The sequence below is a fragment of the Streptomyces changanensis genome (genome assembly GCF_024600715.1).
In the GTDB taxonomy this organism is placed as follows: domain Bacteria; phylum Actinomycetota; class Actinomycetes; order Streptomycetales; family Streptomycetaceae; genus Streptomyces; species Streptomyces changanensis.
In genome coordinates, this window is the sequence record NZ_CP102332.1 from 5,604,251 (window position 1) to 5,629,820 (window position 25,570).

20 protein-coding genes are annotated in these 25,570 nt (G+C 75.3%); 15 read left to right on the top strand and 5 right to left on the bottom strand.

Annotation, left to right across the window (positions count from 1 at the left end):
* Positions 1 to 21: 21 nt before the first annotated feature.
* On the bottom strand, positions 22 to 831 hold the full coding sequence (locus tag NRO40_RS24470) for an IclR family transcriptional regulator (RefSeq protein ID WP_058940216.1): 810 nt from the start codon (positions 829 to 831) through the stop codon (positions 22 to 24).
* A 338-nt stretch (positions 832 to 1,169) separates the two neighbouring features.
* Here NRO40_RS24470 and allB point away from each other — a divergent pair, with 338 nt between their 5' ends.
* From allB to NRO40_RS24485, 3 genes are all read left to right on the top strand, one after another.
* A complete protein-coding gene (gene allB, locus NRO40_RS24475) occupies positions 1,170 to 2,510 on the top strand; it encodes an allantoinase AllB (RefSeq protein ID WP_408057056.1) in 1,341 nt (446 codons plus the stop codon).
* Positions 2,511 to 2,515: 5 nt separating this feature from the next.
* Positions 2,516 to 3,658: an allantoicase gene (alc, locus tag NRO40_RS24480; protein WP_058940214.1), complete on the top strand. Its 1,143-nt coding sequence runs from the start codon at positions 2,516 to 2,518 to the stop codon at positions 3,656 to 3,658.
* 479 nt (positions 3,659 to 4,137) lie between these two features.
* Entirely contained in the window at positions 4,138 to 4,758 is a 621-nt protein-coding gene (locus NRO40_RS24485) for a dihydrofolate reductase family protein (RefSeq protein WP_058940213.1), read from the top strand.
* 180 nt (positions 4,759 to 4,938) lie between these two features.
* Here the strand turns inward: NRO40_RS24485 and NRO40_RS24490 are convergent, their stop codons facing one another.
* Positions 4,939 to 5,955, bottom strand: coding sequence for a Gfo/Idh/MocA family protein (locus NRO40_RS24490; RefSeq protein WP_257375504.1), 1,017 nt, complete (start codon positions 5,953 to 5,955; stop codon positions 4,939 to 4,941).
* A 164-nt stretch (positions 5,956 to 6,119) separates the two neighbouring features.
* Between NRO40_RS24490 and NRO40_RS24495 the strand changes: the two genes are divergently transcribed.
* From NRO40_RS24495 to NRO40_RS24540, 10 genes are all read left to right on the top strand, one after another.
* Complete coding sequence (locus NRO40_RS24495) at positions 6,120 to 6,839, top strand: GntR family transcriptional regulator (protein WP_058940268.1); 720 nt, start codon at positions 6,120 to 6,122, stop codon at positions 6,837 to 6,839.
* Between the two features lie 165 nt (positions 6,840 to 7,004).
* Positions 7,005 to 8,024: a sugar ABC transporter substrate-binding protein gene (locus NRO40_RS24500; RefSeq protein WP_107114971.1), complete on the top strand. Its 1,020-nt coding sequence runs from the start codon at positions 7,005 to 7,007 to the stop codon at positions 8,022 to 8,024.
* Positions 8,021 to 9,070 carry an ABC transporter permease gene (locus NRO40_RS24505; protein ID WP_058940211.1) on the top strand — a complete coding sequence of 350 codons (1,050 nt, stop codon included), beginning with the start codon at positions 8,021 to 8,023 and terminating at the stop codon, positions 9,068 to 9,070. Before NRO40_RS24500 ends, NRO40_RS24505 begins: the two co-directional genes overlap by 4 nt.
* Positions 9,067 to 9,936, top strand: coding sequence for an ATP-binding cassette domain-containing protein (locus tag NRO40_RS24510; RefSeq protein ID WP_058940210.1), 870 nt, complete (start codon positions 9,067 to 9,069; stop codon positions 9,934 to 9,936). Before NRO40_RS24505 ends, NRO40_RS24510 begins: the two co-directional genes overlap by 4 nt.
* Entirely contained in the window at positions 9,933 to 11,111 is a 1,179-nt protein-coding gene (locus tag NRO40_RS24515; RefSeq protein WP_058940209.1) for an ROK family glucokinase, read from the top strand. Before NRO40_RS24510 ends, NRO40_RS24515 begins: the two co-directional genes overlap by 4 nt.
* A 152-nt stretch (positions 11,112 to 11,263) precedes the next feature.
* Complete coding sequence (locus NRO40_RS24520) at positions 11,264 to 11,845, top strand: hypothetical protein (protein ID WP_408057093.1); 582 nt, start codon at positions 11,264 to 11,266, stop codon at positions 11,843 to 11,845.
* A 366-nt stretch (positions 11,846 to 12,211) separates the two neighbouring features.
* A complete protein-coding gene (locus NRO40_RS24525; RefSeq protein ID WP_058940208.1) occupies positions 12,212 to 13,504 on the top strand; it encodes a vanadium-dependent haloperoxidase in 1,293 nt (430 codons plus the stop codon).
* Positions 13,505 to 13,870: 366 nt separating this feature from the next.
* Entirely contained in the window at positions 13,871 to 14,119 is a 249-nt protein-coding gene (locus tag NRO40_RS24530; protein ID WP_058940207.1) for a hypothetical protein, read from the top strand.
* 202 nt (positions 14,120 to 14,321) lie between these two features.
* Positions 14,322 to 16,550 (top strand): alpha/beta hydrolase family protein, encoded by a 2,229-nt coding sequence (locus NRO40_RS30630; protein WP_058940206.1) that lies wholly within the window; start codon positions 14,322 to 14,324, stop codon positions 16,548 to 16,550.
* 81 nt (positions 16,551 to 16,631) lie between these two features.
* A complete protein-coding gene (locus NRO40_RS24540) occupies positions 16,632 to 16,955 on the top strand; it encodes a hypothetical protein (RefSeq protein ID WP_058940205.1) in 324 nt (107 codons plus the stop codon).
* Between the two features lie 262 nt (positions 16,956 to 17,217).
* Here NRO40_RS24540 and NRO40_RS24545 read toward each other — a convergent pair whose 3' ends face one another.
* The gene (locus NRO40_RS24545) at positions 17,218 to 18,450 is read right to left on the bottom strand and encodes a beta-ketoacyl-[acyl-carrier-protein] synthase family protein (protein ID WP_058940204.1); all 1,233 of its coding nucleotides are present in this window, start codon (positions 18,448 to 18,450) and stop codon (positions 17,218 to 17,220) included.
* A 202-nt stretch (positions 18,451 to 18,652) separates the two neighbouring features.
* A complete protein-coding gene (locus NRO40_RS24550; RefSeq protein ID WP_079046755.1) occupies positions 18,653 to 19,720 on the bottom strand; it encodes an acyl-CoA desaturase in 1,068 nt (355 codons plus the stop codon).
* Positions 19,721 to 19,932: 212 nt separating this feature from the next.
* Between NRO40_RS24550 and NRO40_RS24555 the strand changes: the two genes are divergently transcribed.
* Together NRO40_RS24555 and NRO40_RS24560 are read left to right on the top strand one after the other, a co-directional pair.
* Complete coding sequence (locus tag NRO40_RS24555; protein WP_058940202.1) at positions 19,933 to 21,300, top strand: cytochrome P450 family protein; 1,368 nt, start codon at positions 19,933 to 19,935, stop codon at positions 21,298 to 21,300.
* A 40-nt stretch (positions 21,301 to 21,340) separates the two neighbouring features.
* Positions 21,341 to 22,933 (top strand): peroxidase family protein, encoded by a 1,593-nt coding sequence (locus NRO40_RS24560; RefSeq protein WP_058940201.1) that lies wholly within the window; start codon positions 21,341 to 21,343, stop codon positions 22,931 to 22,933.
* Between the two features lie 187 nt (positions 22,934 to 23,120).
* On the opposite strand, the gene secD is transcribed toward NRO40_RS24560, so the two are convergent.
* Positions 23,121 to 25,445, bottom strand: a complete 2,325-nt coding sequence (gene secD / locus NRO40_RS24565) for a protein translocase subunit SecD (protein ID WP_058940200.1) — start codon at positions 25,443 to 25,445, stop codon at positions 23,121 to 23,123.
* Positions 25,446 to 25,570: the final 125 nt, after the last annotated feature.

Here is a 25,570-nt window from a genome sequence, read left to right on the forward strand (position 1 = left end):
CCGGGAGGCCGGGGCCGGGTGTCAGCCCTGCGGGGCCGTGGTGGTCGTGAGGGCGGTGGCGAGGTCGCGGGCGACCTCCTGCAGGACGGGCACGATCTTGTCCGTGGCCGCCTCGGTGACCCGCCCCGCCGGGCCCGAGATGGAGATGGCCGCCGGGGTGGGGGAGTCGGGCACGGACACCGCCAGGCAGCGCACCCCTATCTCCTGCTCGTTGTCGTCGACGGCGTACCCGGCCACCCGCACCTGCTCCAGCGCGGCGAGGAACCCGTCGGGCGTGGTGATGGTCTTCTCCGTCGCGGCCGGCATCCCGGTCCGGGCGAGCAGCGCGCGGACCTCCTCCGGCGGGGTGTGGGCGAGCAGGGCCTTGCCGACACCGGTCGAGTGCGGCAGCACCCGGCGCCCCACCTCGGTGAACATGCGCATCGAGTGGCGCGACGGCACCTGCGCCACGTAGACGATCTCGTCCCCGTCGAGCAGCGCCATGTTGGCGGTCTCGCCGGTCTCCTCGACGAGCCGCGCCAGGTAGGGGCGCGCCCAGGTGCCGAGGAGGCGGGAGGCGGACTCGCCGAGGCGGATGAGCCGGGGCCCGAGGGCGTACCGGCGGTTGGCCTGCTGTCGGACGTACCCGCAGGCCACGAGGGTGCGCATCAGCCGGTGGATGGTGGGCAGGGGCAGTCCGCTGCTGGCGGAGAGCTCGCTCAGCCCGACCTCGCCCCCGGCGTCGGCCATCCGCTCCAGGAGGTCGAAGGCACGCTCAAGGGACTGCACACCACCGCTCCCGCCCGCGGGCTTGGCGGCGGCGTCGGGGGTGCTGGCGCTGGACGTCGGCACGTCAACGGTCCTTTCGAGGCGGATGGACAAGGCAGCAGCCTACCGGGCCCGTCCGTGCGGCACATCGGGCGCGACCGGGCATCCCGGCCGGTCAGGGACTGTTTGTCCGTGGTTCCGCGGCCTTGCGCGGGTGGTCCGGCACCCCCCTCCTGTGGGGAGATACGTTCTTCTACGCGGAAGTCTATTTCCACTTTGTGGAATCCGCCAAGGGGAACTCCTCGCTCCGGGAGGCCCTTGACGGGGGCCGAGGGGCGGGTGAAGACTCCTTCAACAGTTCGTTGAAGCTCGCCGAAGTGGACGGGAATGACGGAGACATCGGGAATGGGGAGAGTGTGGACGTGAACCCGGACGTGGACCTGGTGCTGCGCTCGACGCGGGTCGTCACCCTCGACGGCACGCGCGCCGCGGCCATCGCCGTGGCCGGCGGCACCATCACGGCGGTCCTGCCGTACGACACCGAGCCGCCCGCCGGGGCGCGCCTGGAGGACGTCGGCGACGACGTGGTCCTCCCCGGCCTGGTCGACACCCACGTCCACGTGAACGACCCCGGCCGCACCGAGTGGGAGGGCTTCTGGACCGCCACCCGGGCCGCGGCGGCCGGCGGCATCACCACCCTGCTCGACATGCCGCTGAACTCGCTGCCGCCCACGACGACCGTGGAGAACCTGCGCGTCAAGCAGGACGTGGCCCGTCCCAAGGCCCACGTCGACGTCGGCTTCTGGGGCGGCGCCCTCCCGGACAACGTCAAGGACCTGCGGCCGCTGCACGACGCGGGCGTCTTCGGCTTCAAGTGCTTCCTGTCGCCGTCGGGCGTGGACGAGTTCCCGCAGCTCGACCAGGACCAGCTCGCCACCTCCCTCGCCGAGGTCGCCGGCTTCGGCGGCCTGATGATCGTCCACGCCGAGGACCCGCACCACCTCGACGCCGCCCCGCAGCGCGGCTCCGCCCGGTACGCCGACTTCCTCGCCTCGCGGCCCCGCGACGCCGAGAACACGGCCGTCGAGAACCTCGTCGCGCAGGCCCGCCGGCTCGACGCCCGCGTCCACGTCCTGCACCTGTCCTCCGCCGACGCGCTGCCGCTCCTCGCCGCCGCCCGCGACGAGGGCGTGCGCGTCACCGTCGAGACGTGCCCGCACTTCCTCACCCTCACGGCCGAGGAGGTGCCCGACGGCGCCACCGAGTTCAAGTGCTGCCCGCCCATCCGCGAGGCCGCCAACCAGGACGCCCTGTGGCAGGGCCTGGCCGACGGCGTCATCGACTGCGTCGTCTCCGACCACTCGCCGTCCACCGCGGACCTGAAGACCCCCGACTTCTCCACCGCCTGGGGCGGCATCTCCTCCCTCCAGCTGGGCCTGCCCGCCGTCTGGACCGAGGCCCGCCGCCGCGGGCACACCCTCGACGACGTCGCCCGGTGGATGTCCACCGCCCCGGCCGCGCTGGCCGGACTGGACCGCAAGGGCGCCATCGCACCCGGCCGCGACGCCGACTTCGCGGTCCTCGCCCCGGACGAGACCTTCACCGTCGACCCGGCGCGGCTGCACCACCGCAACCGCGTCACCGCCTACGCGGGCCGCACCCTGCACGGCGTCGTCACCTCCACCTGGCTGCGCGGCGTACGCATCGCCGAGCGCGGCAACCCCGCCGAGCCGAGCGGGCGACTGCTCGAAAGGAACAAGTGAATCCCGTGACCGACACCGGCATACCCCGCCACACCGGCGACGCCAGCCCCTACGGCGGCGGTGACCCGTACGCCGACTACCGCACCGCCGACCTGCCCTTCGCCGGCCTCGTCGACCTCGCCGACCGCCGGCTCGGCGCCGGTGTCGTCGCCGCCAACGACGAGTTCTTCGCCGAGCGCGAGAACCTCCTCAAGCCTGGCCCCGCCGAGTTCGACCCCGAGCACTTCGGCCACAAGGGCAAGGTCATGGACGGCTGGGAGACCCGCCGCCGGCGCGGCGTCTCCGCCGACCTGCCGCACCCCACCGCCGACGACCACGACTGGGCGCTGGTACGGCTCGGCGCGCCCGGAGTGGTCCGCGGCATCGTCGTCGACACCGCCCACTTCCGCGGCAACTACCCACAGGCCGTCTCCGTCGAGGGCGCCTCCGTACCGGGCTCGCCGTCCCCCGAGGAGCTCCTCGGCCCCGACGTCGAGTGGACCACCCTCGTCCCGCGCACCGCCGTCGGCGGGCACGCGGCGAACGGCTTCGCCGTCGACGTCGAGCGCCGCTTCACGCACCTGCGCGTCAACCAGCACCCCGACGGCGGCATCGCCCGGCTCCGCGTGTACGGCGAGGTGGCGCCCGACCCGGCGTGGCTGGGCGCGCTCGGCACCTTCGACGTCGCCGCCCTGGAGAACGGCGGCACCGTCGAGGACGCCTCCGACCGCTTCTACTCACCGGCCACCAACACCATCCAGCCCGGCCGCTCGCGGAAGATGGACGACGGCTGGGAGACCCGCCGCCGCCGCGACCAGGGCAACGACTGGATCCGCTACCGGCTCGCCGAGCAGGCCGAGATCCGCGCCGTCGAGATCGACACCGCGTACCTCAAGGGCAACAGCGCGGGCTGGGCCGCGCTCTCCGTGCGCGACGGCGGTGACGGTGACGGTGACGGTGACGGTGGGGAGTGGACCGAGGTCCTGCCCCGGACCCGGCTCCAGCCCGACACGAACCACCGCTTCGTGCTCCCCGCGCCGGCCGTCGGCACGCACGTCCGCATCGACATCTACCCCGACGGCGGCATCTCCCGCCTGCGCCTCTTCGGGTCCCTGACGGAGGAGGGCGCCAAGCGCCTCACCGCCCGTCACCAGGAGCTCGGGGGCTGACCACCCCCGGCCCGGGCAGCGACGACACCTGCCCGTGCGGGCGGGGCGGCCGACCCGACAGCACCGGCCGCCCCGCCCGACCCGCCCACCCGGCGCATCCCACGGCCCCGCGGGCCCCGCAGCCCTGTGGTCTCGCCGCCCCGCCGGTCCCGCAGGCCCGTGGGCCGTCGCCCGCGTCGCCTCCGCGGCGCTGTGGGCCTCGCCGCCCCCGTGGGTCTCGCCCGCCCGCCGGACCCGCCGCTTTCGCAGCCCCGCCGGTCCCGCAGCCCCGCCGGTCCCGCAGCCCCGTGGGTCTCACCCGCCCCCGCCCCTCGCCCGCCCCGGCGGGCCGCGCTGCGGGTGGGTGACGGTACGAGCGGGGCGCTCCGGACGGGCACTGCTCCGTCTGCGGGACACGGGGGCCCGGTCGCCGCGCGCCGATGAGTTCCGGGCGCCGCGCCGGTCTGAGCTGGTGACGGACCCCACGAAAGGCGCGCGCCATGGCTCAGCTCACCCTCACCGCCTTCCTCTCCCTCGACGGCGTCATGCAGGCGCCGGGAGGTCGCGAGGAGGACCCCTCCGACGGCTTCGACCACGGCGGCTGGCTCGTCCCCTTCGCGGACGAGGACATGGGCCGGTTCATGGTCGAGGTCTTCGACCGCGCCGACGCCTTCCTCCTCGGCCGGCGCACCTACGAGATCTTCGCCGGGTACTGGCCGCAGGTCACCGACCCGGACGACCCGATCGCGAGCCGCCTCAACACCCTGCCCAAACACGTCGTCTCCCGGACCCTCGACCGGGTGGACTGGCACGGCTCCCGCCTCGTCGAGGGGGACCTCGTCGAGGCGGTCACCCGGCTCAAGGAGGGCCCCGGGCGCGAGGTCCAGGTCCACGGCAGCGCCCGCCTCGCGCAGGGCCTCATCGCCCACGGTCTCCTCGACCGGCTCAACCTGCTCGTCTTCCCCGTCTTCCTCGGCAGCGGCCGCCGGCTCTTCCCCGAGGGAGGCACGCCCACCGCCTTCGAACTGACCGGTCACCGCACGACGGGGACCGGCGCCACCATCCAGACGTACCGCCCCACCGGCCCCGCCACCTTCGGCACCTTCGGCGCGGGGGAGTGACCCGCGGCAGCGCCCCTGCCGCCGTGCCGTAGCCGTCGGTGACGGCCGGCACCGCGAAGCCGACGACCGGAGCCGCCGTCCCGGCCCGCCTCCGCGTACGCCCCCGCCCGCCTCCGCGTACGCCCCCGGAACCCGCTTCCCCGGCCGCCGCGTGCCACGCCCCCGCCGGGCGTGCCGCGCTCAGGCCGCCGGTTCGAGGTCGGGGACCTCCGCCAGCCGTACGGCCCGGCGCTCCCGACGCGACAGCTCGCACGCCTCGGCGACGCGCAGCGCCTCCAGCGCCTGCCGGCCGTCGCAGGGGTTGTCCCGCTCGCCCAGCACGAAGCGGACGAAGGCGTCCAGCTCCGCCTCGTACGCCGGGGCGAACCGCTCCAGGAAGCCCGTCCACGGGCGGGTGGCGGCGGGCGGCCCCAACGGCTCGGCCGAGGTGATCGGCGTACGGTCGTCCAGGCCCACGGCGAGCTGGTCGAGCTCCCCGGCGAGCTCCATGCGCACGTCGTACCCGGCGCCGTTGCATCGGGTGGCGGTCGCCGTCGCCAGGGTGCCGTCGTCGAGGGTGAGCAGCGCGGCCGCCGTGTCGACGTCGCCCGCCTCCCGGAAGAGCGCCGGGCCGGCGTCGGACGCGGCGGCGTACACCTCGACCACCTCCCGGCCGGTCACCCAGCGGACCATGTCGAAGTCGTGGACGAGGCAGTCGCGGAACAGGCCGCCCGAGAGCGGCAGGTACGCGGCGGGCGGCGGGGCCGGGTCGGACGTGACGGCGCGCACCGTGTGGAGCCGGCCCAGGCGCCCGGCGCGCACCGCCTCCCGGGCCGTCGTGTACCCGGCGTCGAAACGGCGCATGAAGCCCAACTGGAGCGGGGTGCCCGCGGCCGTCACCGCGCGCAGGGCGCGGAGCGTGGACGGCAGGTCCGCGGCGATCGGCTTCTCGCAGAAGGCGGGCAGTCCCGCGCGGGCGGCGCGGGTGAGGAGGTCGGCGTGGGCGGAGGTCGCGGAGGTGATCACCACGGCGTCCACCCCCCAGGTGAAGATCTCGTCGACCGAGGGCGCGACCGTGGCGCCGACCGCGCGGGCGAGCCGCCCGGCCCGCTCGGCGTCCACGTCGGTGAGGACCAGACCACCCACCCGCGCATGCCGACTCAGCGCCTTCGCGTGGAACGTGCCGATACGACCGGTTCCGATCAATCCGATACGCATGTCCCAAAGTGGGTCATGCCGGAACCGGCATGTCAAGCACGTGTCCGATCACCGGAGCGCACGATCGCGGGCCACTTCCCGCCACCAGGGGACGCGGTTACGCTCCCCCCGTGCCCAAGCAGCCCAGCGACCGGACCGGCCCCGCCGCCGCACTGCCGCTCAGCGTGGACCGCACCAGCCCCGTCCCGCTCTACTTCCAGCTCTCGCGGCAGCTGGAGGCCGCCATCGCGACCGGCGCGCTCACCCCGGGCAGCCTCCTGGGCAACGAGATCGACCTGGCCGACCGGCTCCGCCTCTCCCGCCCCACCGTCCGCCAGGCGATCCAGGCGCTCGTCGAGAAGGGCCTGCTCGTCCGCCGCCGGGGCGTCGGCACCCAGGTCGTGCACAACAGGGTCAGGCGCCCCCTGGAGCTCAGCAGCCTCTACGACGACCTGCAGGCGGCCGGGCAGCACCCCACCACCCGCGTCCTCGACCACCGCGTCGAACCGGCCGACGCCCGGACCGCCGCTGCCCTGGACGTACCCGAGGGCAGCGACGTGCTCCGCGTCGAGCGGCTGCGCAGCGCCCGCGGCGAGCCCGTGGCCCGGCTCCGCAATCACCTCCCCGCCGGGACGGTCGACCTCGACGCCGCGCGGCTGGAGTCCACCGGCCTGTACCGGCTGATGCGCGCCGCGGGCGTCACGCTGCACAGCGCCCACCAGTCCATCGGCGCCCGCACCGCGACCCGGCACGAGGCCGCGCTGCTCGACGAGGCCGAGGGCGCCCCGCTGCTCACCATGGAGCGCACCACGTACGACGACACCGGCCGCCCGGTGGAGCTCGGCTCCCACCTCTACCGCGCCTCCCGCCACTCCTTCGAGCTCCACCTCCTCGCCCGCCCCTAGGGGGCGTCCGCAGGGCCCCGCCCGGCGGGCCCCGCCCGGTCGGTGGCGCCCCGGTGGGTACCGCCGGCGGCGACATGCCGGATACTTGGCCAGTCGGTAAGGGGCGAATCGCCCGGTCCGGCAGCGACAGGGACCGCACGGGGCAGCGAGAAGGGCGACGAGGTCGTGGCAAGGGTTCGGACAGGAGTACGCGCGGTGGCCGCCGTGTTGGTGGCGGCACTCGGCATGACCCTCACGGCCTGCAGCGCCACGGGCGGCAAGCGCGCCGAGGACGCGCGCAGGGCGGCCGCCCAGGCCGCCGAGGGCCGGGCGAACGTCACCACGCCCCGCTGGACCGTGGCCATGGTCACGCACTCCGGCGACGGCGACAGCTTCTGGGACATCGTGCAGAAGGGCGCCCGCCAGGCCGCGGCGAAGGACAACATCGACTTCCTCTACGCGCACAGCGACGAGGGCCAGCAGCAGGCGCAGCTCGTCGACTCGTACGTCGACAAGAAGGTCGACGGGCTCATCGTCACCCTCGCCAAGCCCGACGCGCTGAAGGCGTCCGTCGCCCGCGCCGTCGCCGCCGGCATCCCCGTCATCACGGTGAACTCCGGCTCCGCCCAGTCCGAGGCGTTCGGCGCCCTCACCCACATCGGGCAGGACGAGACCGTCGCCGGCCAGGCCGTCGGCGACGAACTGGACCGGCGCGGCCGCAAGAAGGCCCTGTGCGTCCTGCACGAGCAGGGCAACGTCGGCCACGAGCAGCGCTGCGCCGGTGTCCGCGAGACCTTCGGCGGTCGGCTGCAGAACCTCCACGTCGACGGCACCAACATGCCCGACGTCCAGGCGTCCATCGAGGCCAAGCTGCAGAGCGACCCCACCATCGACGCCGTCGTCACCCTCGGCGCGCCGTTCGCCGACGCCGCCGTCCAGGCCAAGCGCACCGCGGGCTCCCGCGCGGAGGTCGACACCTTCGACCTGAACGCCAAGGTCGCCGCCGGCCTCGGCAACGGCAACCTCGGCTTCGCCGTCGACCAGCAGCCCTACCTCCAGGGCTACGAGGCCGTCGACCTGCTGTGGCTCTACCGCTACAACGCCGACGTCCTCGGCGGCGGCCGCCCCGTCCTCACCGGGCCGCAGATCATCACGCGCGAGGACGCCGCCGCCCTCGCGCAGTACACCGAGCGGGGCACCCGATGACCGCCGCCGCACCGCCCGCCGTCCCCGACCGGGACGAGCGGCTGACGCCCGCCTCCCCGCTCCGCAAGCTGCTGGCGCGCCCCGAGCTCGGCTCGGTCGTCGGCGCCGCCGCCGTCTTCCTCTTCTTCGCGGTCGTCGCCGACGGCTTCCTGCGCGCCGCCAGCTTCGGCACCGTCCTGTACGCCGCGTCGACCATCGGCATCATGGCCGTCCCCGTCGCCCTGCTCATGATCGGCGGCGAGTTCGACCTGTCCGCGGGCGTCCTCGTGACGACGGCCGCGCTGGTCTCGTCGATGGTCAGCTACCAGCTGACCGCCAACGCCTGGGTCGGCGTCGCCGTCTCCCTGCTGGTCAGCCTCGGCGTCGGCTGCTTCAACGGCTTCGTCCTCACCCGCACCCGGCTGCCCAGCTTCATCGTCACGCTCGGCACCTTCCTGATGCTGACCGGACTGAACCTCGGCCTCACCAAGCTCGTCAGCGGCACCGTCTCCACCAAGACCATCGCCGACATGGAGGGCTTCGACTCGGCGCGGGCCCTCTTCGCCTCCGAGACGACCGTCGGCGGCGCCACCCTCAAGGTGACGATCCTGTGGTGGCTCGGCCTCGTCGCCGTCGCCACCTGGATCCTGCTCCGCACCCGCTTCGGCAACTGGATCTTCGCGGTCGGCGGCAACGCCGACGCGGCCCGCGCCGTCGGCGTCCCCGTGCACCGCACCAAGACGCTCCTCTACATGGGCGTCGGCTTCTGCGCCTGGGTCTCCGGCCAGCACCTGCTCTTCTCCTACGACGTCGTGCAGTCGGGCGAGGGCGTCGGCAACGAACTGATCTACATCATCGCCGCGGTGATCGGAGGCTGCCTCATCACCGGCGGCTACGGCTCCGCCGTCGGCGCCGCCGTGGGCGCGTTCATCTTCGGCATGACCAGCAAGGGCATCGTCTACGCCGAGTGGAACCCCGACTGGTTCAAGTTCTTCCTCGGGGCGATGCTGCTCCTCGCGACCCTCCTCAACGCCTGGGTCCGCAAGCGCGCGGAGGCCACCTCATGACGACCGCACTCGTGGAACTCGACGGCGTCAGCAAGCACTACGGCGGCGTCCGCGCCCTGCAGGACGTCTCCCTCCAGGTCCACGCCGGGGAGATCACCTGCGTCCTCGGCGACAACGGCGCCGGCAAGTCCACCCTCATCAAGATCATCTCCGGGCTGCACCGCCACGACGCCGGCACCCTGCGCGTCGACGGCCGGGAGACCGCCCTCTCCTCCCCGCGCGAAGCCCTCGACCTGGGCATCGCCACCGTCTACCAGGACCTCGCCGTGGTCCCCCTCATGCCGGTCTGGCGCAACTTCTTCCTCGGCTCCGAGCCCACCACCGGCAAGGGCCCCTTCAAGCGCCTCGACGTGGCCCGGATGCGCGCGACCACCCGCGCCGAGCTGCTGCGCATGGGCATCGACCTGCGCGACGTCGACCAGCCCATCGGCACCCTCTCCGGCGGCGAGCGCCAGTGCGTCGCCATCGCCCGCGCCGTCCACTTCGGTGCCAAGGTCCTCGTCCTGGACGAGCCCACCGCCGCGCTCGGCGTGAAGCAGTCCGGCGTCGTCCTCACGTACGTGGCCGCCGCCCGCGACGCCGGCCTCGGCGTGGTCCTCATCACCCACAACCCGCACCACGCCCACCTCGTCGGCGACCGCTTCGTCCTGCTCAAGCGCGGCGTCATGGCCGGCAGCCACACCAGGGACTCCGTCACCCTCGACGAGCTCACCCGCCAGATGGCCGGCGGCAGCGAGCTGGAGGCCCTGCGCCACGAACTGGAACGCGCCCCCGCGGCTGGCAGAATCGAGGACGGCGGGCACCGTCCGCCGCCGGACCCGCGGCGCGGCCGGCCCACCGACCCGCAGGGGCGACAGGACCCGTGAGCACGCACCGCGACACCCCCCGCGTCCCGGAACGCGGCACCGTCCTGCGCACCGTCGGCAGCCGTGAGCGCCGCTCCCACCTGAGCGCGCCCCGCGTCCCCACCGTCGGCATCGACATCGGTGGTACGAAGGTCATGGCGGGCGTCGTGGACGCCGACGGCGGCATCCTGGAGAAGGTCCGCGCCGAGACCCCCGACAAGTCCAAGAGCCCCAAGGTCGTCGAGGACACCATCGTCGAGCTCGTCCTCGACCTGTCCGACCGGCACGACGTCCACGCCGTCGGCATCGGCGCCGCCGGCTGGGTCGACGCCGACCGCAGCCGCGTCCTGTTCGCCCCGCACCTCGCCTGGCGCAACGAGCCGCTGCGCGACTCCCTCCAGGCCCGGCTCGCCGTCCCCGTCATGGTCGACAACGACGCCAACACCGCGGCGTGGGCCGAATGGCGGTTCGGCGCCGGCCGGGGCGAGGACCACCTCGTCATGATCACCCTCGGGACCGGCATCGGCGGCGCCATCCTGGAGGACGGCCACGTCAAGCGGGGCAAGTACGGCGTCGCCGGCGAGTTCGGCCACATGCAGGTCGTCCCCGGCGGCCACCGCTGCCCGTGCGGCAACCGCGGCTGCTGGGAGCAGTACAGCTCCGGCAACGCCCTCGTCCGCGAGGCACGGGAGCTGGCCGCCGCGGACTCGCCCGTCGCGTACAACATCGTCGAACGCGTCAAGGGGAACGTCCCGGATATCACCGGCCCGCTCATCACGGAGCTCGCCCGCGAGGGCGACGCCATGTGCATCGAGCTCCTCCAGGACATCGGCCAGTGGCTGGGCGTCGGCATCGCCAACCTCGCCGCCGCCCTCGACCCGTCCTGCTTCGTCATCGGAGGCGGCGTCAGCGCCGCCGACGACCTGCTGATCGTCCCGGCCCGGGACGCCTTCCGCCGCCACCTCACCGGCCGCGGCTACCGCCCCGAGGCCCGTGTCGCGAAGGCGGAGCTCGGCCCCGAGGCGGGTATGGTCGGGGCCGCCGACCTGGCCCGGCTGGTCGCCCGCCGCTTCCGCCGCGCCAACCGGCGCCGCGTCGAGCGCTACGAACGGTACGAACGGTACGCGCGGGTCCTCCGCCCCGGCGGCGGCCGCACCCTCCGCGCCCGCAGCACCACCGAGGAACCAGGAGCATGAGCCCCACCTCCGACCCCCGCACCGACCACCCGACCCCCGACCGGGACCGGGCCCAGGACGGAGCCCAGGCCCAGCACCCGGACCACACGAAGGGCCGGACCCCCGACCGGGACCGGGAGCAGGCCCGGGACCAGGCCCTGGACCGGAACCGCCTGCGGGACGGGGCCCGGGCGGCCCGGCCCTCCGCTCCGGCCGCCCCGCCCGCGGGCGAGACCCACCGCGAGACGGTCCGCCGCCGCTGGTACACCGCCCTCGTCATCGCCCTGCTCATCGGTATTCCCGCCGGCTACCTGGCGATCTCCGCCGAGCAGAGCCGCTCCAGCGGCCGCGACAAGGAGGCCGAGTCGTCCGTCACCGGCCTCCGGGACAGCTGGCCGTCGAAGATGAAGCGCCGCGTCTTCGAGGTGCCGATCCCGGCGCGGTCCCGGGAGGTCGCCTACTTCGAGACGAGCAACTGGAAGTCGAGCCGGCTCTACGTCCGGTTCACCACCACCGGGGCGGGCCTCGACACCTTCCTCGACGACATCGGCACCAGCCGCTCCGAGCTGGCCCCCGGCGACATCACCGTCGCCGACCGCGACGCCGCGACCGTCGACTGGACGTTCCCCGCCCACCGCGACTGGGCCGGCACCACCCACCGGCAGGACCGCCCCCGCCCCACCCGCGACATCACCGTCGACCTCACGGACCCGGCGGCCCCGCGCGTGTACGTGGTCTCCACCGCCACACCGTGAAGCGGGGCCCCGCCGGAACGCTCCGGCGGGACCTCGGCGCCGCCCCCGCGCGGGTCGGTGAGCGGTCGGCGGGCGTGGCCTGCCCCACCGGAGAGGGAGCTGACAGCCCGCAGTGAGCCCCCGCATCCGCTGGACGCGCCCCGAGCACCCCGCCCTCCTCGCGTCCCCTCCCGCGCCCGCGCCCTCTCGACGGAACCGCGCTCCGTCCCCGCACCGCCGCCGCACTCCCGATGCCCCCTCGGCGCCCCATTCGGGTGGTGAAGCTGAGCCGGCCAGACCACATCCGCCCGGGCGCGGTGAGACTGCCGCGCCCTGTGGGGGGAGGGTCCCTGTCGGGGGGACAGCAACCGGTGCGAGGAGACTTTCATGCGCAAGAGAGGTGCGTGGTCCACACCACGCGCGGCGGTGGCGGTGACGGCGGGCCTGGTGCTCGCGTCCGCATCGGCCATCGCGCCGGCGGCCGCCGGCAGCACCCCGGACACCCGATCGCCCTTCGTCCCGGGCTCCGTGATCACCGAGTGGATGACCATCGCGGACGTCACGACCGAGACCGAGCCGGACAACCGCGTGCCGGAGACACAGATCGTGGAGGCGTACGTCGCCGCGGCCATGTACAACGCCGTCGTCGGCATCGAGGGCCGCTACGCCCCCTACAAGTGGCAGGTGCGCGGCCCCGGCACGGCGTCCTCCCCGGCGGCTGCCGTCGCGGCCGCGCACCGCGTGCTGCACCACTACTTCCCGCAGGCCCGCGACTCGCTCCGGGCCTCCTACACCGCCTCCCTGGCGGAGCTGCCCGCCGGCCGGGCCCGCGACGAGGGCGTCGCCTTCGGCAAGCGCGCCGCCGATCACGTCATCGCCCTCCGCGCCCGCGACGGGCGCGGCGCCCAGGTGCCCTTCAGCCGCCCGGCCACCCCGGGAGCGTGGCAGCCCACTCCGCCCCGGCACACCCCGTTCGACACCGCGTGGCTCGGCAAGCTGAAGCCCTTCGCGCTCGACTCGCCCCGGCAGTTCCGCCCCGGCCCGCCGCCCTCCCTGACGTCCGCCCGCTACGCCAAGGACTACAACGAGGTCAAGGCGTACGGGGTCAAGACCGGCTCCCGCAGGAACGCGCGGCAGACCGACACGGCCCACTTCTTCACCGAGCTCGACATCACCAAGGCGCTGGGCGACCACGCCTCGCGGCACCGCTTCGACATCACCGACACCGCACGCCTCTACGCCGCGGCGAACACCGCGCAGGCGGACGCCGTCATCGCCGCCTGGGACGCCAAGCTCCACTACGGCTCCTGGCGGCCCGTCACCGCCATCCGCCACCAGGGCGACGACGGCAACCCCGCCACCACGCCGGCCGCCGACTGGGAGCCGCTGCTCGTCACCCCGTCGCACCCGGACTACCTCAGCGGGCACGCCACCACGGCCGGAGCGCTGTCGCGGGCGCTGACCCGCCTCCTCGGCAGCCCCCTCATCGACCTGAACGTCCGCTCGCACCGGACCGGCAAGACCAGGCACTACGGCCACGCCTGGCAGTACGACAAGGACGCGGTGGACGCCCGCGTCTTCGCCGGCATCCACACCCGCACCGCCGACACGGTCGGCAACGCCACCGGCCACCGCGTCGCCGACTGGGTGCTCGACAGGTACTTCCAGCCGCTGCGCTAGGCGTTCGGCACCGGTGGGCGGCCGCGCGGCCGCACCGGGTGCACGGCCCGCCCCCGGGCCGGGCACCCGGGCCGAGCCGAGGGTGTGGGCCGCCGGGACAGCCCGGCCGGCCCCCGTCTCCCGTCCCCGCCCACCGGGACGCGGCAGGCCCGTACGAGGGCCCCTGCCGGGAGCCGTGCCTGACCGCAAGCGTCCGCAACCCCTTCTCCCGAGCCTCGCCGCCCGGTCGGCGGGGCTTCGTCGCGCCACTCCGGGGCGACCGGCATGGTTCCCCGCGGTGGGGTGATGATCCCAGGACGGGCCGCCCGACGGTCCGGTCGTACAGGACGGCCCGAGCGGCCGAGTGACCAGGGAGGCGGAACACAGATGATCGACGAGAACCACGTCCGTGAGCTACTGGACAAGCCCGACGACGAGGCGGCGCTCGTCCTGATGGAGGGACGGGCGCACGTGGTGGGACCCACCGACCTCGACTCCGAGCCGTACCGCGGGGCCGCGGTGCTCGTCACCCGCGCGGACCTCGTGGAGCGGCTCGGCGGCGACGCCCCGTCGCCCGAGGAGACCCGGGCCGTCGCGTCGGCCCTGCGGACGGCGACCCGCGACCTGGGCGCCTGACGGATCCCGGCGCGAACCGGCGCGGCTGCCCCTCCCTCCCCGGCGGCCCTCGGCCCTCGGCAGCCGGCCGCCGGTCGGTGACCGGTGACCGGTACGTGCGCGTCCCGGGCGGCCCGGGATGCGCGGGCGGGCGCGAGGCCGCAGGATCGGCCCGGAGGGGCCGAACCGGTCGGCCCGGCGTTCACGTCCTTGCGAGGCCGTCATGGGGTCCCATCACCACGCCGGTGCGGAGCACCCCGGCGAGTCCGGCGCGGCCGACACCGCGCGTCTGCTGCGCGAGGCGGCCTTCGAGGTGTCGCGCAGCGCCCGGGAGGTCCGGGGCGTCGCCGCGCGGACCGGCGCGCTGCTCGGCTCGTCCGGGTTCACCCGGTCGACCCTGCGCCACCCCCGGACGGGTCTGGCCGCGCAGTGGGCGCTCGTACGGGCGTTGACGAACGGGGCGGGCCTCGGCTTCGCCCTGGGCGCCGGTGACGGGGCCCTGCGGCGGATGGGCCAGGCCGGCGAGGTCTGCGGCCGGGAGAGCCTGGCGAACCGGGTCGCCGTGACGTCGCTGCGGCTGCGCGCCGGCGCCGTCCTGGCCCACCACCCCGAACTGGAACGGGACCCGGGCATGCGGCGCCTGATGGAGGCGGTCACCGGCGACCGGGACGTGGAGGCGCTGCGCGCCCTGCGGTCCCTGCTGAAGGACAAGGGCGCGGAACGGGCCATGTCCACGATCGCCCCCCTCTTCGCCGAGCTCTCCGCCATCCGCGCGCTCCTCGACGAGAACCCCCTCAACGACGAGGTGGGCTGGCAGATCGCGACCGGTGAGGCGCTGCACGCCGACCCGTGGTTCGGGATCTCCGCCCGCCACCTGGCGGCGTTCGACGCGGGGGAGGGGGCGGCCGTACCGGTGGAGCCCGACGGCGACCAGCCGTGGCCGTTCGCCGCGGAGGGGTCGCTCATGGGCTTCCTCCGCAACATCGACGCCCTCGGCACGGACGGCCGCATCCTGATCCAGGACGTGCGCGGGCCCGACGGCGTCGTGCGGCACGTCCTCCAGGCCCCCGGCATGGCCCCGGGCAAGCCCCGCAACGACTCGCCGCAGGACTTCGTCGGGGCGTGGAGCAACCTGTTCGACCCCGAGTCCCCGTACACGCGCGGGATCCTGCTCGCCATCGACGAGTACGGGCTGCCCGCCGGCGCCGACCTCGCGCTCGTCGGCCACAGCGAGGGCGGCATCGCCCTGATGAACCTGGCGCAGAACGACGGGTTCTGCCGGCGCTTCCGGGTGACGCACGTGGTGGCCGTCGGTTCCCCCATCGACAACAAGCGGCCCGCCGACCCCCGTACGTGGGTGGCGAGCGTCACCAACCAGCACGACCTCGTCCCCACGCTGGACGGCCGCGGCGCCGGCTCCGGCTCGGTCTTCACCCCCCACCCCGACTGGTACGAGGTGGACTACATCGACTCCAGCCACGACTTCCCGCTCTGCCACTCCCTCGGCACGTACCTGGGGAACCTGGAGGCGGACCTGCCCGACGCCCGGCACGACATCGACGAGGCACTGACGCCCTACCGGGGGCCCGTACTGCGCTCGCAGGTGTACCAGCTGAAGGACCGGGCGAACCCGCCGCAGGGGTACCCGCTGCTGACCGTGCCCGTCGCCCCGGTGGCCACCTCGGCGGGACCGGCGGAGCTGCCCGTGCGGTACTACGACTCGACGGCCGTCGTCGCGGTCTTCGCCGTGGAGCCCGGGCGCGCGGCCTCCCTGCTGTCCGACACGTCCTGGATGAGCCCCACCCGGATCGGCCGCCGCGTGCTGGTGGCGCTCTCCGCGTACGAGCACCGCTGCGCGAGCGTCGGACCCTACAACGAGCTGAGCCTCGCCGTCCTCGTCAACGACCTGTGGCGGCCCCGCGCCCACGACGTGCTGCGCGAGCTGCTGCGCCGCGCCGACACCCGCCGCACCGGACGCCAGGTGACGGCTCTGGCCGTCACCAGCCCGGAGGCCGAGGCGGTCAGCCGGGAGGTGTGGGGCCAGCCCGCCACCAGGGCCTCCCTCGACGTACGGCTGACGGCCAACCGTCTGCACGCCGTCCTCGCCGCGCCCGCCCCCGGAGCGACGGGGGAGGGGGCGAAGGCGGGGCGGCCGCTCGTCACGCTCACCGGCGACCTCGGCCCGTACGTCCCCGCCCCGCACGTCGACTGCGTCCTGTACGGGCGCACGGCCGAGGCGACCCTGCGGTCGATGGTCCACTGCGCGGGCCGCCAGCGGTTCCACGCCGCGCCCCGGGTACGCCTGCGCTGCGCGCCGGGGCAGGCGGCGCAGGACGAACCGCTCGCGCGGCAGGTCCGGGCGCTCGGGCTGGACGGCGCACGGCCGCTGTGCGTGCTCAGCGCCCCGGAGTACCAGGCCCGCCGCGGCGCGGGAGCGCCCCTGCCCCGCTGAGGGCGGGGCCGGGGAGGGGGGATCGGCCGGGGCCCGGGGATCCGGGGACCCGGGAACGAATCAGGAGAGCGAGGGAGCCGCATGACCGTGGACGCCGTACGGCACGACGACGGATCGCCCGCCCACGAGGAGCGTCTGCGCGCCGACGCGGACGTGCTGGCCGGCGCCGCACGGCGACTGCTGGCGCAGGCCGCCGCGCTGGAGGGACGGCCCGGGGTGCCCGACTGGTGCGTGCCCACGCTCCGCCGGCAGGCCGAGTGCTGCGGGGTGGCCGCGCGGGACGTACGGGACGCGGCGGCCCTCCTCGGCCGGCACGCCACCCGCGCCGGGAACGATCGCGCCGCCGCCGCCGCCACCGCCGCCGCCGCCACCACCCGCCCCGCGCCGCGGCCGTCGACGGCCTGACGGCAATGGGGCACCGCCCTGACGTGCCGTCGACCGCGCCCACCAGCCCCGGGCGGCCCGTCGGCCGGCCGGGCCCGTGCCCTGACGATCCGCCGGCCAGGAGCGGTGAGCCCCGACGGTCCGCCGGCCGGGAGCCATGAGCCCCGAGGCACCGGTACCCGTCAGCCGACCGGCCGGGTCCGTGAGCCCTGACGATCCGCCCCCGTGAGCCCCGAGGCACCGGTACCCCGTCAGCCGATCGTCCGGCCCCGCCCCCGCCGCCTCAGGGCGCGCGCAGGACGAGCGCCGTGTTCTGCCCGCCGAAGCCGAACGACGTGCTGACCGCCGTCCGCATCCGCGGGACGCGGCGGGGCGCTCCGGTGACGACGTCCAGCTCCGCCCCCGGCTCCTGGCGGGTCAGGTTGGCCGTCGGCGGGATCGTGCCGTGCTGCAGGGACAGCACCGTGAGCACCGCCTCGATGGCGCCGGCCGCGCCCAGGGCGTGGCCGATGACGCTCTTGTTCGCCGTCACCGGCGGGTCGTGCCGGAAGAGGCGGCGCAGCATGCGCGCCTCGGTGACGTCGTTGAGCGGGGTGGACGTGGCGTGCGCGTTGACGTGGTCGACGTCGTGCGGGGCGCAGCCGGCGTCCTCCAGCGCCGCGACCACCGCGGCCTCGGCGCCGCGGGCCTCCGGGTGCGGGGCGGCGGGGTGGTGGGCGTCCGCGCTGGCCCCGTAGCCGGCGAGGTAGCCCCGGACCGCGGCGCCGCGCCGGTGGGCGTCCTCGGCGCGCTCCAGCACCATCACGGCGGCCCCCTCGCCCGGTACGAAGCCGTCGCGTTCCACGTCGAAGGGGCGGGACGCCGTGGCGGGGTCGGAGCGGCGAGAGGACATGGCCCGCATCTGGCCGAAGCAGGTGGTCGTCATCCGGCTGCGCGCCGACTCGCTCCCCCCGGCCAGCACGACGTCGCAGCGGCCCGCCCGCAACAGGTCCAGTGCCGTCCCGAGGGCGGTCGCCCCGGAGGCGCAGGCGCTGCTGGTGGTGAAGTTGACGCCGTGCGCCCCGAGGTCGAGGGCCACCTCCGCCGCGGCCATGTTCGGCACGCTGCGCGTGACCTGGTAGGGCGAGACGCGGTGGCCGCGGTCCTCCCGGAGCAGCCGGAAGGCCTCCTCGTAGGAGTGCAGGCTGTTGCTGCCCACGCCGAGGACGACGGCGACGCGGTCGCCGCGCCACTGCGCCGGGTCCAGGCCGGCGTCGCCGACGGCCTGGCGGGCGGCGACCACCGCCATCTGTGCGTACGGGTCGAGGCGCCGCGCGGTGGCGTGCCCGAGCGCCGTGCGGACCACGAAGTCGGGCACCGCGCAGGAGAAGTCGGTCCGCAGCCCGGCGAGCACCGGATCGGGGCGTGCCACCGACACGCCGCGCAGCAGGGTGGCCCAGGTCGTGTCGGGGCAGGTCCCCGCCGGCGTCAGGAGCCCGACGCCGGTGACGGCGACGTCGCGCGTGCGAGGGTCCAACGGGGAACCTCCGGTGTCGGGCGGGCACGGCCCGCCTCCCCGTCCACCCGCCGGGCCGCGCCTCCACGGGCGCGGGCGGGGCGGGGCCCGTTCGGGCCGGACGGTACGCGGTGCGGTGCGGGACGGTGTGCGGACGGTCCCTGCCTACCACCACCGGGGCCCGCCGCGGGGACTGCCGCTGGCCGCGACACGCGCGGCGAGCTCACCGTTCACTCCATCGTGGCGCGGTGCCGGGCAGCGCCCGGCCGGAGAGCCGCTCCCGGTCCGGCCAGCGCACGTCGTGGGCCCACCCCCTGCGTTCGAAGAACCGGATGAGGGCGGCGGTCGCGTCGGGCTGTCCGCGCAGCGCGCCGTGCCGGGCGCTGGTCGGATCGGCGTGGTGCAGGTTGTGCCAGCCCTCGCCGAACGTGAGGAGCGCGACCCAGCCCACGTCGCGGGACTGGTCCCGGCTGCGGTAGTGCTGCGGGCCGAAGGCGTGGGCGACGGAGTTCACCGACCAGGTGACGTGGTGGACGACGGCGTAGCGCACCAGGCTCCCCCAGAAGAAGGCCGTCGCGGCGCCGGCCCAGGACAGGGTCCACAGGCCCCCGACCAGTGGGGGCAGCGCGAACGACACGGAGACCGTCAGCCAGTACCGGCGGTCCAGCCGTGCGATGTCGGGGTCGGACAGGATGTCGGGCGCGTAGTGGACGAGGTCCGCGCGCCGCCGCCGCGCGAACCAGCCGATCTGCGCGTGCCACAGGCCGCGCAGCAGGGCACGGCGCCCGGTGCCGAACGCCCAGGGGGAGTGCGGGTCGCCGGGTCGGTCGGAGTACTGGTGGTGGCGGCGGTGCTCGGCGACCCACAGGGCGACGGGTCCCTGCAGGGCCATGCCGCCGGCGAGCGCGAGGGCGATGCGCAGGGGACGCTTCGCCTTGAACGCCTGGTGGGTGAAGTGCCGGTGGTAGCCCGTGGAGATGCCGGCGATCGAGACCGCGTACATGACCAGGCCCAGCGTCACGTCGAGGCCGCTCGCGCCCCATCCCCAGGCGAAGGGCAGGGCGGCGGCGAGCACGACGAAGGGCAGCACGATGATGCCGACCAGATAGCCCGTGTACTCGGCCCCCGACACGGGCACCGTGCCGGCCCGAGACCCGGCGGACGGTCCGCTCGGCCCCGCGGCCGGGTCGCCAGGCCGCCCGGTGGTCGGGTCGCCCGGCCCCGGGGACGGGTCGCCCGGCCCGGCGGCGTCGCCGGCGGCCGGCGACGGGGGTTCGCCTCGTCGAAGCATGCTGTGCGGCCTCCTGTCTGCGCCGGGTGGGTTCCGCCCCATGCTGGGCCGTCGCCGGTCCGGCGGGGCGGCGGCGCGCGGTCGCGCCCGTGCGCCGCGGGCAGGTTCACACCGACAGCGCGGCCCGGGTGCGGACACCGGCAGCCCGTGCCGTAATGGGGAGGAATCCGCCGGCGACCCGTCGTGTCGCCCTGCCACGTCTGGGTGGTCCCATGGAGTTCCTCGCGGAGTACGACGCGATCCCGACGGCCGACGCCCCGGGGCGCGTGGGTCTGCTCAGGCGGCGCATGAAGGCCGACGGCCCCGCCCTCCTGCGCGAACTGCGCGAGCGACGGCCGGTGTTCGTGACCCCGGTCGGCGTCTTCGTCACCCGCATGGCCGACGTCATGGAGGTGCTGTCCACCCCCGACGTGTTCACCGTCGGCGTGTACGGGCCGGCCCTGGAGGAGGCCCTGCACGGGCCGTTCATGCTCGCCCGGGACGGCGCCGACGTCCACTGGCACGACCGCGCCCACGCCCAGCTGATGCTGCCCGCGGAGGACGTCGCACCGGTGCGCCGGCTGACCGCCCGGATCGCGGACGACGCCCTGGACCGGGCGGTCGCGGTGGCGCGCATGGAGGGCCGGACGACGTTCGACTACGTCCAGGAGTACGCCGCCCCGGTCGCCGCCCGCGTCGCCCGGGAGTACCTGGGGTTCACCGACGTGCCCGAGGAGACCCTGCACACCCTCTCCCAGCGGGTGCAGCGGGCCGTCTTCGTCAACCAGGAGAGGGACCCGGAGGTGCACGCCTCCGGGGTGGCGGCCGGCAAGGAACTGCACGACGTCGTGGCCGGCGTCATCGCCCGCCGTCGCGCCGTGGGCACCGGGCCGGGCACGGGCGCCGCCGGGGGCACGGGCGCCGCGGGTGGGCGGCCGGCGGACGGCTCGGCACAGCACGAGGCGACCCCGGACGACGTCCTCGGGCGGATGCTGCGCGCGTCCCTGCCGCCCGGCACGGGCCGGGAGCTGGACGACGAGCGGATCAACCACCAGCTCGTCGGCTACCTGATCGGCTACCAGCAGAACGCCGCCCAGTGCGCGGCCACCGCCCTGAAGGAGCTCGCCTCGCGCCCCGACGAGCTCGCCCGCGCCGAACGGGCGGCCGCCGACGAGGACACCGCGGTCTTCGACGGCTACGTGTGGGAGGCGCTGCGGTTCCACCCCTTCGTCCCGTCGACGCCGAGGCTCTGCGTCCGCGACCACGTCCTCGCCGCCGGCACGCCCCGCGCGACCCCGCTCGCCCCGGGCACCGTCGTCCACGCGCACCTGGCGTCGGCGATGTTCGACGGGACGGTCGTCGAGGAGCCGTACGCCTTCCGGCCGGACCGCACGCCCGTGCACAACCTCGTGCTGGGCCACGGCGCGCACGACTGCGTGGGCAAGTACCCGGCCCGGGCGATCGTCCCGGAGACGGTCCGCCGCGTGCTGCTGCGCCCGGGCGTAAGGCCCCTGCCCGGCGCCGTGCGCGACCTCGACTACGCGGGCACCCCGTACCCCCAGCACTACACCGTGACGGCGGGCGCGACGGCGTCGTCCTGACGCACCCGCCCACCGACACGACGAGGAGAGGGCAGCACGGATGACCACCACCTCGCGCCGCGCGCGCACCGGGACCGGCGACGGCCGCGACCCCTCCAGGGACGGCTGGCGCAACCGCGTCGAGGCGCACGTCCTCACCCACTACGAGCCCCTGTGGCGGGCCGTGCAGGGCAACCGCTGGCTCTACCGCACAACCAACGCCGCGCTGACGGACCTCGCCATCCTCAAGGCGCCGCCGCGCCCCAACCCGCTGAGCACACTGGCGCCCTACACCTCGTGGGCCTCCCTGACGGACCGCTCGTACGTCGGCCGGCACCTCCCTCCCGACACCGCGCCGCACCCGGGCCGCCCCGCCCCCACCCGGGCGGCGGAGCTCTTCCGCCGCGACGGCGAGGGCGCCACCTGCGCCCGCTCGACGGCGCTGCTGCCCGCCTTCGCCCAGTGGTTCACCGACGGCTTCCTGCGCGGGCACGGCCGGGGCGGCGACCCCCGGCGCACCGACTCCCCGCACACCATCGACCTGGTGCAGCTGTACGGCGCGAACGCGGAGGCGACGGCGTGCCTGCGGGAGCTCGAGGGCGGACGGCTCAAGAGCCGCACGGTCGGCGGCGGCGAGTTCCCGCCGCTGCTGTGCGACCAGGGGCGGATCAAGGCGGAGTTCGAGGCGCTGAAGCCCGTCCGCTGGGAGGACGTCCCGGAGCAGCTGCGCGACACCGTGTTCGCGGCCGGCGGCGACCGGGCGCACGCCCACCTCGGCCCCATGCTCGTCAACGTGCTGTTCCTCCGCGAGCACAACAGGATCGCCGGGCTGCTGACGCGTGCCCACCCCGCGTGGGACGACGAACGGGTCTTCCAGACCACCCGCAACATCCTCGTGGTGATGACGATCCGGCTGGTGCTGGAGGAGTACATCAACCACCTGACGCCCTTCCACTTCCGCTTCCGCCTCGACCCACGGCGCACGGTCAGGTCCAGCTGGTACCGGGAGAACTGGTCGACGATCGAGTTCAGCCTGGTGTACCGCTGGCACAGCCTCATCCCGTCCACGTACCGGATCGGCGGCCGGGACGTGCCGCTGCTCCACACCCTCGCCAACGGCCGGCTCATCGAGGAGCGCGGCATGGGGCCCCTCTTCGACGACCTGTCCCGCCAACCCGCCGGGCGCATGAGCCTGTTCAACACCGACCCCCTGCTCCTGCCCATCGAGGAGCGCAGCGTCGAGGTGAGCCGCGCGCTGGAGGTCGCCCCGTACAACGACTACCGCGAGCACTTCGGCTTCCCGCGGGCGACCGACCTGCGCCAGGTGACGGGGGACCCGGCGGTGCTGGAAGCGCTGCACGACCTGTACGGCGGAGTCGACGAGCTGGACCTGTACGTCGGCATCTTCGCCGAGGACGCCCGCCACGGCAGCCTCTTCGGCAACCTGCTCGGGCGGATCATCGGCATCGACTCGTTCTCGGAGGCCCTGACCAACCCGCTGCTGTCGCCCCGGCTGTTCACCGCGGCCACCTTCTCCCCCGAGGGGATCGACATCCTGCGCCGCACACGCACCCTCTCCGACGTCGTCCACCGCAACCTCCCGGAGGACGACGGACGGTACCTCGTCTCGCTCGGCGTGAAGCGGACGCGGTAGCGGACGGCCGGGCCGGCGCGCCGGGTCCCGGCCGGTGGTCGGGGCCGGGCACCACCGCGTACTGTCCGGGCCTCCGCACCGGTCGGAGCGGACACGAGGACCGGGACCCACCCCGTCAGGGCCCCCGGGGCCGGCGCCCGCCCCGCGGGCCGTCGGCGGGCCCGGCCCGGCCCGCCGACGGCCGGGGTCAGACCACGGCTCCGTGGCGGTCGCGGGACCGCGCCGTACGGTCCCCGCCCGACGGTTCCCCGTCCCGCGAGCGGTTCGGGAACCGCTCCTGGAGCAGCACGGTCACCGGCATCGCGGTGAACACCGTCGACGCCATGCCCGCCACGACTCCCGCCAGCAGCGCCACGGCGAAGTCGGCGAGCGAGTCCCCACCCAGGAACGCCAGGGCGACCAGGACGAACAGCGCGCCCATGCCGGTGTTCACCGTCCGCGGCATCGTCTGCGCCACCGCCCGGTCCGCCAGCTCCGCCCACCCCGCCGACGTGCCGGTACGGCGCAGCTCCCGCAGCCGGTCCAGGACCACCACCGTGTCGTTGACCGAGTACCCGACGACCGTGAGCAGCGCGGCGAGGAAGACACTGTCCACGGGCTTGCCCCACCAGGCGAAGAGCCCCACCACGAGCAGCACGTCGTGCGCCATCGCCACCACCGCCGCCGCCGCGAACGTCCAGCGGAAGCGGACGGAGAGGTAGAGGAGTTGCGCCCCGATCGCCAGCCCGAGGGCGAGGAGGGCGTACGTGCGCAGTTCGCTGCCGAGGCTGGGGCCGATCCGGTCGTCGCGCTCGACCTCCACCGCGCCGGCGACCCGCGTGAGCGCCTCCCGGATGCGCCGCTGCTCGTCGTCGCCGGTCTCCTTGGTGCGTACGGACACGTCGTTTTCCCCCGTGGTCTGCACCACCGCGTGCGGGAACCCGGCGTCGACGACCGCCGCGCGGGCGGCGTCCGCGTCGACGGGGTGCTCGGCCGTGTACTGCGCGACCCGCCCGCCGGTGAACTCGACGCCGAGCTCCAGGCCGCGCACGCCGATCCCGCCCACGGCGAGCACCACCAGACCGGCGCAGACGCCCAGCCAGCGCCGCCGGTGGCGCATCAACCGCGGCGGCCGCCGCACGAGCCGCGCGCGCAGTCGACCGGTGGTGGCCATGCCGGTGAGGGCGGGCCGCCGGGCGACACACCGCCGGGACACCGCCCATTCGGCGAGCAGCCGCGTGATCAGCATGGCCGAGACCATGGAGGCGAGCACGCCGATCGCGAGGGTGACCCCGAAGCCCTTCACCGGCCCGGTCGCGAACACGAAGAGCAGGCCGGCGGCGAGCAGCGTCGTCACGTTCGAGTCGGCGACCGCGCTCCACGCCTTCGTGAACCCGGTGCGCAACGGGCGCCGCAGGTCGCGGACCGCGCCGCGCGACCCGCCGCCTGGCCTCGTGTACTCCTCCCGGGCCCGTTCGAAGACGAGGACGTTGGCGTCGACGGCGATGCCGATGGCGAGGACGAAACCGGCCAGGCCCGGAAGCGTCAGCGTCGCGCCGAGCGCGACCACGGCGGCGTACGACAGCAGCCCGTACAGCCCGAGGGCGAGGGTGGCCAGCAGACCGAGCAGCCGGTACACGACGACGATGAAGACCCCCGTGCAGACGAGCCCGATGACCGCGGCGAGCGCGCTGGCCCTGATCGCCTCGGCGCCGAGCGTGGGGCCGACGGTGCTCTGCTCGACGGTCGTCACGGGCACCGGCAGGGCACCCCCCTTCACCAGGGCCGCGAGGTCACGCGCCTCACCGGCCGAGAAGCCGCCCGTGACCTGGGCCGCGCCACCGGTGATCCCCGCCCGGCAGGCCACGCCGCTCTGCATCCCGGGCGCGGAGACGATCCGGTCGTCGAGGACCATCGCCACCCTCCGGGCGGGATCCGACGGCGCGGCACACGCCGCTTCCCCCGTGAGCCGCGCCCAGGCGTCGGCGGCTCCGCCGCGGAAGGTGAGGTCGACCGTCCAGCCGAGGCCCGACCGGGTGTCGAACACCGCCTCGGCGTCCTCGACCCCGTCGCCCGTCAGGGCCGGCGGGCCCAGCCGCAGGAGGGCGCCGGGCGTGTCGGGGTCGGCGAGGACGCGCGAGCCGTCGGCCGCCGGGCCGCCGGCGGGGCCCGCGGTGGCCCCGGTGACGGCGTGGAAGGTGAGTTGCGCGGTGCGGCCGATGACCTCGGCGGCCTGGCGCGGGTCCCGCACTCCGGGGAGTTCGACGACGATGCGGCGTTCCCCGGAGCGGACGAGCGAGGGTTCGGCCACGCCCAGGCCGTCGACCCGGCGGCGCAACACCTCCAGCGCACGGTCGGTGGCGGCCGCGTCGGCGCGCACGGTGGGCGAGTCCCGGGTCTCCAGGACGATGCGGGTCCCGCCGCGCAGATCGAGTCCCAGGCGGGCGGGTGTGGTGAGGGCGACGTAGAGGGAGACGCCGACGACGGCGAGCGCGACGAGCGCGCGCCAGAACGTGGCACGGCGAGATGACATGAGTACTCCACGGGCGGTCCACGGGAGCCCGGCCGCCCGCCGCTGCGGGGCGGGCGGCCGGGCCCGGGGACGGGCGGACGCAGGGGAAGCGCGCCTCGGGGGGCACCGGCCGTCACGGCCGGATG